Annotated in this window: 14 protein-coding genes; 10 read left to right on the plus strand and 4 right to left on the minus strand. The window is 38.4% G+C overall.

The features are described 5' to 3' along the window. The coding region (locus WKI23_RS08845) for an ATP-binding protein (protein ID WP_368079667.1) at positions 1-1,231 on the plus strand (1,231 nt) is incomplete at its 5' end. 307 nt (positions 1,232-1,538) lie between these two features. Here the strand turns inward: WKI23_RS08845 and WKI23_RS08850 are convergent. From WKI23_RS08850 to tacF, 3 genes are read right to left on the minus strand one after another with little or no spacing between them, the layout of a single operon-like run. After that, a complete protein-coding gene (locus WKI23_RS08850) occupies positions 1,539-2,348 on the minus strand; it encodes a phosphorylcholine transferase LicD (RefSeq protein ID WP_368079668.1) in 810 nt (269 codons plus the stop codon). 1 nt (position 2,349) lies between these two features. Continuing rightward, on the minus strand, positions 2,350-3,153 hold the full coding sequence (locus WKI23_RS08855) for a phosphorylcholine transferase LicD (protein WP_368079669.1): 804 nt from the start codon (positions 3,151-3,153) through the stop codon (positions 2,350-2,352). Between the two features lie 9 nt (positions 3,154-3,162). Continuing rightward, positions 3,163-4,650, minus strand: coding sequence for a type IV teichoic acid flippase TacF (gene tacF, locus WKI23_RS08860; RefSeq protein WP_368079670.1), 1,488 nt, complete (start codon positions 4,648-4,650; stop codon positions 3,163-3,165). A gap of 485 nt (positions 4,651-5,135) precedes the next feature. On the opposite strand from tacF, the gene WKI23_RS08865 reads away from it, so the two are divergent. From WKI23_RS08865 to WKI23_RS08885, 5 genes are read left to right on the plus strand one after another with little or no spacing between them, the layout of a single operon-like run. Continuing rightward, a complete protein-coding gene (locus tag WKI23_RS08865; RefSeq protein WP_049539818.1) occupies positions 5,136-5,843 on the plus strand; it encodes an IspD/TarI family cytidylyltransferase in 708 nt (235 codons plus the stop codon). 4 nt (positions 5,844-5,847) lie between these two features. Beyond that, entirely contained in the window at positions 5,848-6,870 is a 1,023-nt protein-coding gene (locus WKI23_RS08870) for a ribitol-5-phosphate dehydrogenase (protein WP_368079671.1), read from the plus strand. 16 nt (positions 6,871-6,886) lie between these two features. Then, the gene (locus WKI23_RS08875; protein WP_368079672.1) at positions 6,887-7,756 is read left to right on the plus strand and encodes a phosphotransferase family protein; all 870 of its coding nucleotides are present in this window, start codon (positions 6,887-6,889) and stop codon (positions 7,754-7,756) included. Next, a complete protein-coding gene (locus tag WKI23_RS08880) occupies positions 7,746-8,624 on the plus strand; it encodes a DMT family transporter (RefSeq protein WP_004269680.1) in 879 nt (292 codons plus the stop codon). Before WKI23_RS08875 ends, WKI23_RS08880 begins: the two co-directional genes overlap by 11 nt. Positions 8,625-8,635: 11 nt before the next feature. Further along, complete coding sequence (locus WKI23_RS08885) at positions 8,636-9,325, plus strand: sugar phosphate nucleotidyltransferase (protein WP_000643977.1); 690 nt, start codon at positions 8,636-8,638, stop codon at positions 9,323-9,325. A 241-nt stretch (positions 9,326-9,566) separates the two neighbouring features. Here the strand turns inward: WKI23_RS08885 and WKI23_RS08890 are convergent, their stop codons facing one another. Continuing rightward, complete coding sequence (locus WKI23_RS08890; RefSeq protein ID WP_368079673.1) at positions 9,567-10,640, minus strand: hypothetical protein; 1,074 nt, start codon at positions 10,638-10,640, stop codon at positions 9,567-9,569. A gap of 522 nt (positions 10,641-11,162) precedes the next feature. Here WKI23_RS08890 and WKI23_RS08895 point away from each other — a divergent pair. From WKI23_RS08895 to WKI23_RS08910, 4 genes are all read left to right on the plus strand, one after another. Further along, complete coding sequence (locus tag WKI23_RS08895) at positions 11,163-11,621, plus strand: DUF4231 domain-containing protein (protein ID WP_031233612.1); 459 nt, start codon at positions 11,163-11,165, stop codon at positions 11,619-11,621. A 12-nt stretch (positions 11,622-11,633) separates the two neighbouring features. Continuing rightward, complete coding sequence (locus WKI23_RS08900) at positions 11,634-12,242, plus strand: hypothetical protein (RefSeq protein ID WP_368079674.1); 609 nt, start codon at positions 11,634-11,636, stop codon at positions 12,240-12,242. Continuing rightward, positions 12,235-12,645, plus strand: a complete 411-nt coding sequence (locus tag WKI23_RS08905) for a hypothetical protein (protein WP_240149008.1) — start codon at positions 12,235-12,237, stop codon at positions 12,643-12,645. Before WKI23_RS08900 ends, WKI23_RS08905 begins: the two co-directional genes overlap by 8 nt. A gap of 10 nt (positions 12,646-12,655) precedes the next feature. After that, the coding region (locus WKI23_RS08910) for a thiol-activated cytolysin family protein (protein ID WP_368079675.1) at positions 12,656-12,877 on the plus strand (222 nt) is incomplete at its 3' end.

Below are 12,877 nucleotides of genomic sequence, written 5' to 3' on the forward strand. Positions count from 1 at the left end.
AGGTGTGAGCATTCTTGGTACCCAAGTAGCTGACTTGGACCGTGCCGAAGACCGTGACCTCTTTGAGCAAGCTCTTAAAGATTTGGATATTCCACAGCCACCAGGACAAACGGCTACAAATGAAGAAGAAGCAGTGCTTGCAGCTCGCAAGATTGGCTTCCCAGTCTTAGTTCGCCCATCTTATGTCTTGGGTGGTCGTGCTATGGAAATTGTAGAAAATGAAGAAGATCTTCGTTCTTACATGCGTACAGCGGTTAAGGCTAGTCCTGATCATCCAGTCCTTGTTGACTCTTATATCGTTGGACAAGAGTGTGAAGTTGATGCCATTTCAGACGGAGAAAATGTTCTCATCCCTGGTATCATGGAGCATATCGAACGTGCTGGTGTCCACTCAGGTGACTCAATGGCCGTTTATCCACCGCAAACCTTGTCGCAAAAGGTTCAAGAAACCATTGCAGATTATACCAAACGTTTAGCGATTGGTCTTAACTGTCTTGGTATGATGAACATCCAGTTTGTTATCAAGGATGAAAAAGTCTACGTTATTGAGGTCAATCCACGTGCCAGCCGTACGGTGCCATTCCTTTCTAAGGTAACCAATATCCCTATGGCTCAGGTGGCGACTAAGCTCATTCTTGGTCAAAACCTTGAAGAACTTGGCTACCAAGATGGACTTTACCCTGAAAGCACCCGCGTTCATATCAAGGCACCTGTCTTCTCCTTTACCAAACTAGCTAAGGTAGACAGCTTGCTTGGCCCGGAAATGAAGTCAACAGGGGAAGTTATGGGTTCTGATACGACTTTGGAAAAAGCTCTCTATAAGGCCTTTGAAGCTTCTTACTTACACTTGCCAACCTTTGGTAATGTTGTATTTACCATTGCTGATGATGCCAAAGAAGAAGCCTTGGACTTGGCTCGTCGTTTCCAAAACATTGGTTATGGAATCCTTGCGACAGAAGGGACAGCAGCCTTCTTTGCTAGTCATGGATTGCAAGCCCAACCTGTTGGTAAGATTGGTGATGACGATAAGGATATTCCAAGTTTTGTACGCAAAGGAAGAATTCAAGCTATCGTTAACACAGTAGGAACAAAACGAACTGCTGACGAAGATGGTGAGCAAATCCGTCGTTCAGCCATTGAACACGGAGTGCCCCTCTTCACAGCCCTAGATACAGCTAACGCCATGCTTAAGGTACTTGAAAGCCGTAGTTTTGTCACAGAAGCCATTTAATACTCAATGAAAATCAAAGAGCAAACTAGCCGCAGGTTGCTCAAAGCACAGCTTTGAGGTTGCAGATAGAACTGACGAAGTCAGTAACATACATACGGCAAGGCGACATTGACGCGGTTTGAAGAGATTTTCGAAGTATATAAATAGGAAAATAAGTTAGATAAAAAGTCTTTAAGATAAGAAAAACGCATAATTTCCAGGTGTTGAAACCTTGAGATTATGCGTTTTGTTGTGGGAATAATTATTCCATTTTCTTCTGAAATTGACTTTTTGCCAGTCTCTTTGTGGTTTGTATGATCTTCCTCAATCAGTTTTTGCGATAAGCTTTAATGCTATGACTATACCATTCTTGCATTTCTTTTGATGGTGGTGTCATATAATCGCCATACATCTGGCTTAAAAATTGGTCATATTTTTTAGGAACAGGCAACATACGGCCTTCAAACTCAGTTAAGATGAGTTCTTTAAAGGTATCAACTGGGAAGATTTCTTTCATCCCTTCCTTACCGATCCCAACTCCTCCTTCATATTGAGGAGAGTTGGTTGCAGCCTTTTTGACTAGCTGATCAATTTTCTTGTAAAAGTAACGGGGATTGACCACTCGGAGGGCGTACCAGCTACATAATCTTAGAAAATCTTTTAATTTGCTATCACCGTGAACTGCGCGTGATTTTTTGATATAAGCTAGTTGACGAAGAGCTACATACTTATAGCTCTTGTCGACAATGCTCAAGTCTGTAAAGCGATCAATTGGGAAGACATCGATGAAAAGGCTGGTATCATGACGCTTGTACTTAACATGGTCTTCGATAACAGTAGAAGTATCCAAAATCGATGCGAAATTATGGAAGTACCAAGAAGAAGTGTCGTAGGAGAGAACCTTATAATGTGGATGGTCTTCTTCCTCAATAATCTTCAGTAAACGCTCATAATCCTCACGATAAAGGGAAATATCAATATCATCATCCCAAGGAATCATACCTTTGTGGCGGATGGCTCCAAGCATGGTTCCATAACTGAGAAAATAAGGAATATTATGTTTCTTACAAGTCTCATCAATATAATCTAGCAGGGCTAGTTGGATTTCTTTAATTTCTTCTTTTTCTAAATGTTGCATCCTAATCCTCCAATTTGTAAGCGTGAAATTCATGACTGTAGAAGCGTTTTTCTTCTGGTGGTAGGGTCATATAATCTCCATAAAATTGTGTCAAAATAGTATCATATTTTTCAGGTGCAGGAAGGCTTAAATTCTCAAAGGGCAAATCGATTGTTTTATCAAAAGTACCACTTGGGAAGACTTCCTTTTCCTTAAATTTAGAAGGGATAAAGGCCATATACTGACCATTCTCACGACTATATTTTTGAATTTCTTTCTCGATTTTATTTGCGAAATAACGAGGAGAAACAGGTCGCAGGAGCAACCAAAAGGCTGTTCGTATCCAATCTTTTAAAAGGCTGTCTTTGTAGACGATATTTTTGTGTTTGCTGAAAGACAGAAGTTTAAAACTTTCCAGTTTATAACAAATATCAATGACCTTAGGATCATCAAAGCGATCCATAGGGAAAATGTCGATAAAGATACCAGACTCATAGGTTTTTGTATTTCGAGTATCGATTATTTTAGTCGTACTGTCGGTTATTTTGATAAAGTTGTTAAAGTAGTTCTTATCTGTCTCTAAGGATAAGAGCCTATATTTGCTTTTTTCCTTTTGAAAAATGTTAATAAATCGTTGATAGTCTTCTCGAGGCATGGATAAATCAATATCGTCGTCCCAAGGAATAAAGCCCTCATGTCGAACTGCCCCAATCAGGGTCCCGTAGTTAATAATATAGTTGATATTGTGCTTTTTACAGAGAGTATCAATATAATCCAAAATTTCTAATTCAATTTGTTTGGCATCTTCAACAGTTAGTTGTTTCATTTTAAACTCCTATGATTTTTTGAATTTATTTTTTAAGGCTAAGACATGGTTTAAAAATTCATAGAAAATGCTATCTTTAGTAAAGACAAGTAGACCAATATAAGAGATGGCTGATAGCAAGACAATCAAACCAGTATTCATCAAAAATGGCAAATTAATGACCATATCCACAGGATACAAGAAATTAATCAGGAAATAAATTGCTACAAAGGAAAGTGAAAAGAGAGAGTATCGAACAGTATAGCTAAAGATATGTCCCAAGTGGATGAGTTGTTTTCTATGGATGAAGATGATATAGAAGACAAGTAGAGAGGTCTCTGATAGCATAGTTGTGAGTAGGTAGTATTCAGGAGCCACGATATTGTTGAAAAAGAGGAGACTATTTAAGCCCAAATTGAGTAGCCCGGCAAAGACTGTGTAAACTGTAATACGTTTTTCATAGCCGTTTGTAAAGAGAATTTGGGAACCAAGAATGGTATCTAAGGCCAAGATAATCGTCCGAAAAGCGAAGAGAGAGGTCAAGATGCCGCCTCCGATATATTTTTCACTACCGTAAAGTAGGATGGCATTTGGTCCTAAAACCATGAGTCCGAAACTGAGTGGAATGATAAAGAAGTTAAAGATTCGACTACCTCTATTAACCAAGGAAACATAGGCTTCCTTATCGCCTTTTCCTAGATAGTAACTGAGACGAGGGACACTCACTCCAATTGCACCAGTTACAACACCAGCTATAACGGTCACAATTCGTTGGGCTATGGTATAGTAACTAACGTTAACATCAATCCCTGTTTTAACGAGGAAGAGACGATCCAAAAAAGTGAAGAGCATATTGGCATTGGCGAAGACCAACATGGCTGTCAGAGGGAGAAAGAGTGGTTTAAAATCACTTAGGTGAATTTTAACAAGTTTGATGTCTCTTTTTATCCAAAAATAACTAATCAGGTAGTTAATCAGTGTCGATAAACTCATCACCAGTGTATAGACAACAATATCGTGTTCATTTTTGACAAAAAGGAAAATAGAGACCAACATCAGGATACGGATGAAGGCAGTTTTGTAAAAGAGAAAACTGTAATTTTCCAGAGCTTCATTAACCCACTCGATTGAAAAAATCTGGGCAATGAGTTGAATCCCCATAACAAGGTAGACCTTTTTGACGATTGGATTATCAGTAAAGAAGATAGGATAGGCAAGGATATAGACAGCGGTGGTCAAAATTGTACAAGCTATGCACAAATAAAAAAGACTAGAGAAGGTTCTATTCAGATCTTTTTTGTTATCCTTGACATTACTGATAGCCCGTAAACCGTAGTTATAGACTCCATAAGTTGCAAAGGGTAAGAAAAATGACAAAATTGTGTCGACTGAGTTGAAGTAACCATAGTCAGTCCGGTCCAAGACACGCGCGACGTAGGTACCAGTTAAGATGGGAAAAATAATATTCAAGACACGAATTCCCATGTAAGATAGAGCATTTAATTTTATACTTTTCATTCAATTTACCTCGTTTTTCATTATATCATAAAGTCAGCTAATAAGAAATGAAGGGCAGTAATACTCTTCGAAAATCTCTTCAAACCACGTCAGCGTCGCCTTACCGTATATATGTTACTGACTTCGTCAGTTCTATCTGCAACCTCAAAGCAGTGCTTTGAGCAACCTGCGGCTAGCTTCCTAGTTTGCTTGTTGATTTTCATTGAGTATAAGTCAAGTAATCACTTTGAAGTTTCAAATCTTAATTTTAAGTTTTCTTTAAGGAAAGTATATTATTCTGAAGAACTCTAAAATTTCACAGCCATTTATTAGTAATGACTACAGAATTCCTAGTCACTACTAGAAATGGACTAGTTTCTTTGAATAATGGAACTGCATAATCCTCCTATTCTAGAACGGGAGGGCCGGTATTTCTTTCATGATAGGACTAGATTGTGGTATAATAGAGAGAATAAGTTTTTTTAGTAAGACAAAGGAGAAAATAGATGATTTATGCAGGAATTCTTGCTGGTGGAACTGGCACACGCATGGGAATCAGTAACTTGCCAAAACAATTTTTAGAGCTAGGTGATCGACCTATTTTGATTCATACAATTGAAAAATTTGTCTTGGAACCAAGCATTGAAAAAATTGTGGTTGGTGTTCATGGAGACTGGGTTTCTCATGCAGAAGATCTTGTAGATAAATATCTGCCTCTTCATAAGGACCGTATCATCATTACAAAGGGTGGTGCTGACCGCAATACGAGTATTGAGAAAATCATTGAAGCCATTGATGCTTATCGTCCGCTTACTCCAGAGGATATCGTTGTTACCCACGATTCTGTTCGCCCATTTATTACGCTTCGCATGATTCAAGACAATATCAAACTTTGTCAAGATCATGACGCAGTGGATACAGTGGTAGAAGCGGTTGATACTATCGTTGAAAGTACCAATGGTCAATTCATTACAGATATTCCAAATCGTGCTCACCTTTATCAAGGGCAAACGCCTCAAACATTCCGTTGCAAGGACTTCATGGACCTTTACGGTTCTCTCTCTGCTGAAGAGAAAGAAATCTTGACAGATGCATGTAAAATCTTTGTCATTAAAGGAAAAGATGTGGCCTTAGCCAAGGGTGAATACTCAAATCTGAAAATTACAACCGTAACAGATTTGAAGATTGCAAAGAGTATGATTGAGAAAGACTAGTAAAATGATTAATCAAATTTATCAACTAACTAAGCCTAAGTTTATCAATGTCAAATACCAGGAAGAGGCTATTGACCAAGAGAATCATATCCTCATCCGCCCCAATTATATGGCGGTCTGTCATGCGGATCAGCGTTACTACCAGGGAAAACGTGATCCAAAGATTTTGAATAAAAAGCTTCCGATGGCAATGATTCACGAGTCATGTGGAACTGTTATTTCTGACCCGACAGGAACCTACGAGGTTGGGCAAAAAGTTGTCATGATTCCCAATCAGCCTCCTATGCAGAGTGATGAAGAATTCTACGAGAACTACATGACAGGGACCCATTTCTTGTCTAGTGGCTTTGATGGCTTTATGAGAGAGTTTGTTTCTCTCCCTAAAGACCGTGTGGTGGCTTACGATGCTATTGAAGACACGGTTGCAGCGATTACAGAGTTTGTCAGTGTCGGTATGCATGCCATGAATCGTCTATTGACTCTTGCTCATAGCAAGCGGGACCGAATCGCCGTTATCGGAGATGGAGGTTTAGCTTTTGTGGTTGCCAATATTATCAACTATACTTTGCCAGAAGCAGAGATTGTGGTTATTGGTCGTCATTGGGAAAAATTGGAACTTTTCTCTTTTGCCAAAGAATGCTATATCACGGATAATATTCCTGAGGATTTGGCCTTTGACCATGCTTTTGAGTGTTGTGGTGGTGATGGTACTGGACCAGCTATTAATGACTTGATTCGCTACATTCGTCCTCAGGGAACGATTCTTATGATGGGAGTTAGCGAGTATAAAGTCAATCTCAATACTCGCGATGCCTTAGAAAAGGGCTTGCTCTTGGTTGGGTCCTCTCGTTCTGGTCGCATCGATTTTGAAAATGCAATCCAAATGATGGAAGTCAAGAAATTCGCCAATCGTCTTAAAAATATCCTTTATCTAGAAGAACCTGTAAGAGAAATTAAAGATATTCACCGTGTCTTTGCAACCGATTTAAACACAGCCTTTAAAACCGTGTTTAAGTGGGAAGTATAAGAACTGGAGGTTAATTGTGGAGAAAATCATTAAAGAAAAAATTTCTTCCCTACTTGGTGAAGAAGAGGAAGTCCTCAGTGTTGAACAACTGGGGGGAATGACCAATCAAAACTATTTGGTCAAAACAACAAATAAGCAATACATCGTTAAGTTCTTTGGTAAAGGGACAGAAAAGCTGATCAATCGTCAAGATGAAAAGTACAATCTTGAACTACTAAAAGATTTAGACTTAGATGTAAAAAATTATCTTTTTGATATTGAAGCTGGTATCAAAGTAAATGAGTATATCGAATCTGCAATCACGCTTGATTCAAATACAATCAAGACTAAATTTGATAAAATTGCTCCAATTTTACAAACCATTCATGCTTCTGGCAAGGAATTAAGAGGAGAATTTGCTCCTTTTGAAGAAATCAAAAAATATGAATCCTTGATTGAAGAGAAAATCCCTTATGCCAACTATGAAGTTGTTCGAGAAGAAGTCTTCTCCCTAGAGAAAAGACTGGCTGACTTAGGTGTTGACAGAAAATCTTGTCATATCGATTTGGTGCCTGAAAACTTTATCGAGTCACCACAAGGACGACTTTATCTGATTGACTGGGAATATTCATCCATGAACGATCCAATGTGGGATTTGGCTGCTCTCTTTTTAGAATCTGAATTTACTCGTCAAGAGGAAGAAGCCTTCTTGTCTCACTATGAGAGTGAGCAAACACCTGTCTCTCGTGAAAAGATTGCCATTTATAAAATTTTACAAGATACTATTTGGAGTCTATGGACAGTCTATAAAGAAGAGCAAGGTGCAGATTTTGGTGACTATGGTGTAAATCGTTATCAAAGAGCTGTTAAAGGTTTGTCCTATTATGGAGGTTCAGATGAAAAATAAAAATGGAGTTTCTTTTGGTCTACTCTCAGGTATTTTCTGGGGGTTAGGTCTAACAATTAGTGCTTACATCTTTTCAATTTTTACAGATTTGTCGCCCTTTGTGGTGGCCGCTGCTCACGATTTCTTGAGTATCTTTATCTTGCTAGCTTTTCTTTTGGTAAAAGAAGGAAAAGTTCGTCTCTCAATTTTCTTAAATATTCGCAATGTTAGTGTGATCATCGGAGCCTTGCTAGCAGGCCCTATCGGTATGCAGGCCAATCTTTACGCAGTTAAGTATATCGGAAGTTCCTTAGCTTCATCTGTATCGGCTATTTACCCTGCGATTTCAGTTTTATTGGCTTTCTTCTTTTTGAAGCACAAGATTTCGAAAAATACTGTGTTTGGGATTGTCTTGATTATTGGAGGGATTATTGCTCAGACCTATAAGGTTGAACAGGTCAATTCTTTCTACATTGGGATTCTTTGTGCTTTAGTTTGTGCTATTGCATGGGGAAGTGAGAGTGTTCTTAGCTCCTTTGCTATGGAAAGTGAACTGAGTGAAATCGAAGCCCTCTTGATTCGTCAAGTGACTTCATTCTTATCTTATCTTGTGATTGTGCTCTTCTCTCATCAGTCATTTGCAGAAGTGGCCAATGGACAATTGCTAGGTCTTATGATTGTCTTTGCAGCCTTTGATATGATTTCCTACTTGGCTTATTATATCGCTATCAATCGCTTGCAACCAGCCAAGGCTACAGGCTTGAACGTGAGTTATGTAGTTTGGACTGTCTTGTTTGCAGTTGTTTTCTTGGGTGCACCGCTAGATATGCTGACCATTATTACGTCACTTGTCGTCATTGCTGGAGTTTATATTATTATTAAAGAATAAAGGAGATTCGTGTGAAAGCCATTATCTTAGCAGCGGGATTGGGAACTCGCTTGCGTCCTATGACTGAAAATACCCCTAAAGCCTTGGTTCAGGTTAATCAAAAACCCTTGATTGAATACCAAATTGAGTTTTTAAAAGAAAAAGGAATCAATGAAATCATCATCATTGTTGGTTACCTTAAAGAACAATTCGATTACTTGAAAGAAAAATATGGTGTTCGCCTCGTCTTCAATGATAAATACGCTGACTACAATAACTTTTACTCTCTCTATCTTGTAAAAGAAGAATTGGCCAATAGCTATGTTATTGATGCCGATAATTATCTCTTTAAAAATATGTTCCGTAATGATTTGACTCGTTCGACTTATTTTAGTGTCTATCGTGAAGATTGTACCAACGAATGGTTCTTGGTCTATGGAGATGACTATAAGGTTCAAGACATTACTGTTGATAGCAAGGCTGGTCGTATCCTTAGTGGTGTATCCTTCTGGGACGCTCCAACTGCAGAAAAGATTGTTAGTTTTATCGACAAGGCCTATGCAAGTGGTGAATTTGTCGATCTCTATTGGGACAATATGGTTAAGGATAATATCAAAGAGCTAGATGTCTATGTTGAAGAATTAGAAGGCAACAGCATCTATGAGATCGATAGTGTCCAAGACTATCATAAATTAGAAGAAATTCTTAAAAACGAAAATTAAAGATTTTGTATGTGAGTTATAGTCTCGATAAAAATAGTTACATCAAAATGAAATAGGAATTAGGTGAATCAATTGGGGAAGTCAAATTAATGTGTTCGTATCCTATTTCAATCTATTATACAAGAAAAGTACAAATAAAAAATCTCCAGATTAGGAACCGTCAGTGAGTTCTCTAGTCTGGAGATTTTTCAATATACTTCGTTATTGGACGGTTACAATTGAGTGTTATCTAGCTTCCGGCTCATTTATTTGTTGATTTAGCCCCATCCCTATCCAGCGGATATGTCGGTGTAATGGAATCCCTAGACAGAGGCGAAACTAAGTCCTTATTTAGTACTCGATCTGTTCCTTGTTGAACATAAGCCACGATAAGACGTAGCGGTTTATCGCCTATGGATTGCTTTTTATACTGAGTCGGATATAATACTGATGTTCCATCTGCTCCTACTAGCCCCCATGCAACGATGTCATAACCTTCTGCTGAGGTTTCAATTCCACCAAAATTTTCATTATGTCCACCTTGAACCAAATACATTTTCAATTGAGAGCCTTGCGGAATATTAGAACTAGAGAATCCATTTGGTGGAGTAGGAATTTTCCCCTTAACTATAGGTTTTTCTCCTGCTTTTCCCTCTACATCTTGTTGAGCAGTCTTTCCTGGATTTAGTGGAGATTCATCAAATTCTGGTTTTGGTAGTTGATACAGAACCTCTTGAATCTTACTAGACACGTGACCGCTTCCTTCAGTTACTGTTAAGGTTGTATTGTATAGCCCGTAGAGATTTTTAGGAGACTGACCGGTAATAGTTAAAACAGCTCGTTTTCCATTACTATCAATTCTTGTTTTGATTGTAGCCCAAGTTTTACCGTCCTTACCCACCGTTGGGAACCCTGATAAAGAAATATTTCTAATAGTTCCAGTTTCTACAGTAGCAATATATTTTAAAGGTATGTCGTTTAAGTTTTGACCGTTATATAAATTACGAGTGTCTCTTTCTCTTCCTGAATCATCCCTAGATCTTTTTTCGTTCCCGGTACTTCCTGCAGCAAACCCATAAACAAGACCGGAAACACTTCTACGATTCCTGGTTCCTCCAGTTTCCTCTGCATCTTTCTTTAGATGAGCAGCCTTTTTATACTCCTCAAGTGCAGCATTAAAGACCTCCTGATTGACAAGCCCATTTTCTGATTGTCCCAATGCTTCGTTGAGTTTATCATAGGCTTCCTTGAGTTTTTGGACTTGTTCTGGATTTTCAGTGCTGGTCTTCAGTTCTTGGAGGAGTTTATGGATTTTGTCCGATAGAGGATAGCTCACTCTATCTAAATAGGAAATTTTAACTTTGACTTAACAGAGGTATAATCATAATGAAAACGATATAGCAGACTGAAGCTAGAATAGTAGACCTTGGTTTTTAAAATATTGTTAAAAATTAGTTTGAATTTCTCAACTAATTTATGCAGTTATTACTTCGTTCTGTTATAAAAAACCAAACGCTCCCTTCTCATGATGGTAAAAACAAGCATGTAATAAAAAATTAATAATTCTGACATTTTAGGATAAATAGCTTGCGATTCTTGATAAAACAAGTTACCATGAGTAAGTAAGTAAGTAAGTAAGTAAGTAAGTAAGTAAGTAAGTAAGTTTTTTTGTCCCGATTATGATATAATAATTAAACTAGGTGAACTTTGCTAGTAGGAGAAGCGATATTTTGCCACCAGATATAAACATGAGACTTCCTTTCCAAAATAACATGACAACATTATTAATATTTGCTAAGCCTACTAGACAGTTATCCTAGTTTTTGAATAGAATGAATAGATAAAAGGGGTTACGAACATGACGCCAGAAGAAATGTACTTGACAGAGCGATTAGACGTACAGATAGCTCATTTTTTAAAGAAAAGCGTTCAACATCGTAGACGCTATAAGGTATTAAAAATAACAGAAATCGTGGCAGGTTTCCTCATAGCTGTTTTTTGTGCTATTCCTATGCCAGGTGATCGCTACCGTTTGATTTCAGTTGCCTTATCCAGTCTAGGCTTGCTGTGTGAGGGAATTCTCAATTTGTATAATGCCAAGGAACACTGGATTTCTTACCAAAAGACTGCGCAACTCCTGGAAAGGGAAAAATTCCTCTATCAATGTCAAACGGAGAAATATGCAGGAAAGACCAAGGCTTTTGCCCTATTTGTCAAGACATGCGAAGGTCTTATCTCAGAGGAAATCAACCAGTGGGAAAGTATCCAGTCAAAAGAAGTGGCAGCTAGTGCAGATGCTCCAGAGAAAAAAGAATAGGAGGTGGAGGAAATGTCTCAATCCAGCTACCTTTTGCCCTTGCTCTGGTTGAAAAAAGAGGCCGATAAGGAAAAGATGAGTGCGACCCAGTGCCAGATATTTTTCTTTTACTATCAACTGTTTGAACTCTTATTTGCTAGAGAAAGCGACTTGAGAGACTTATGTCTGGGAAGGCAAGGTTTTTATTTCTCGCAGTTAGAGAAAGATTTGCTTTCTGGAGTTTCCCACTTTCTAAAAAACTTGGAGGGAAAAGTAACTCTCAAGGCAAACCAAGAAGTATCAGCTCGCAAAGCCCTTTTTCTAGCCTTGACAACTAGCCAGTCAGATTGGCAGGCTTTGGCTCCTGTTTTTGATTTTTATCAGACTATCGGGAGACTTGAACATCCTTCTCTCTTGAGTTCTCAGGACAGACAATATCTGATGTGGATTTACCAGTCAGCTTTGGAGAAGGATTATAGTGTCAAGGTAATTGGCGACAAGCATTTTGTATTGAAGAGACAAGATGCTACTAAATTGACAGCACGCCAAACTCAAACTTTGGAAATTCTGAGCCAATCAGAAGACTTGGTCAATCCTGTCTATGTTACATTAGGAGAAAAGGGGGTGCTCTTGCTTGATTAAGAGAGGAGATGTTGTAGCTCTTTATTTGCCTTTTCCAAGTATTAGTAGTGATTTGGCTGTGAAGAATCATATGTATATTTGTATTGACAACAGCACGACTAAAAACAAAGAGTTGGTTAAAAATCAGACCTTCAAACCAGCTCTCTTGACCAGACGTTTGGTCAAGAACTTTATGATAGAAGAGCCGGATCTAGCTCGTAATCCTTTTACAAGACCAACTTTGATTGACTTAGATAAGGTATTTATGTTGGATAATACGGTCATTCCAACTTCTTATCTAGCCAGACGGCGACGCAATGTCTCAGAAGAATTATACGAGGAAGTTTTGGATCACTTAGTCCAACCACGGCTGATTTCGCTGAACAAGTCTGAGTTTATGCAACTCAATCCAGGAACTTATTAGGAGGTAGAAGATGACAAATAAAGCAGTAAATGACTTTATACTAGCTATGGATTACGATAAAAAGAAACTCTTGACCCATCAGGGAGAAAGTATTGAAAATCGTTTCATCAAAGAGGGGAATCAGTTACCCGATGAGTTTGTTGTTATCGAAAGAAAGAAGCGGAGCTTGTCGACAAACACAAGTGATATTTCCGTGACAGCTACCAACGACAGTCGCCTCTATCCTGGAGCG

It is taken from the genome of Streptococcus pseudopneumoniae, from assembly GCF_038148955.1.
Taxonomy (GTDB): domain Bacteria; phylum Bacillota; class Bacilli; order Lactobacillales; family Streptococcaceae; genus Streptococcus; species Streptococcus pseudopneumoniae_T.

Excerpts from the sequence above, each read along its gene's own strand:
- WKI23_RS08850 (WP_368079668.1), bottom strand. The coding sequence starts at position 2,348 with ATGCAACATTTAGAAAAAGAAGAAATTAAAGAAATCCAACTAGCCCTG.
- WKI23_RS08855 (WP_368079669.1), bottom strand. The coding sequence starts at position 3,153 with ATGAAACAACTAACTGTTGAAGATGCCAAACAAATTGAATTAGAAATT.
- tacF (WP_368079670.1), bottom strand. The coding sequence starts at position 4,650 with ATGAAAAGTATAAAATTAAATGCTCTATCTTACATGGGAATTCGTGTC.
- WKI23_RS08865 (WP_049539818.1), top strand. The coding sequence starts at position 5,136 with ATGATTTATGCAGGAATTCTTGCTGGTGGAACTGGCACACGCATGGGA.
- WKI23_RS08870 (WP_368079671.1), top strand. The coding sequence starts at position 5,848 with ATGATTAATCAAATTTATCAACTAACTAAGCCTAAGTTTATCAATGTC.
- WKI23_RS08880 (WP_004269680.1), top strand. The coding sequence starts at position 7,746 with ATGAAAAATAAAAATGGAGTTTCTTTTGGTCTACTCTCAGGTATTTTC.
- WKI23_RS08895 (WP_031233612.1), top strand. The coding sequence starts at position 11,163 with ATGACGCCAGAAGAAATGTACTTGACAGAGCGATTAGACGTACAGATA.
- WKI23_RS08900 (WP_368079674.1), top strand. The coding sequence starts at position 11,634 with ATGTCTCAATCCAGCTACCTTTTGCCCTTGCTCTGGTTGAAAAAAGAG.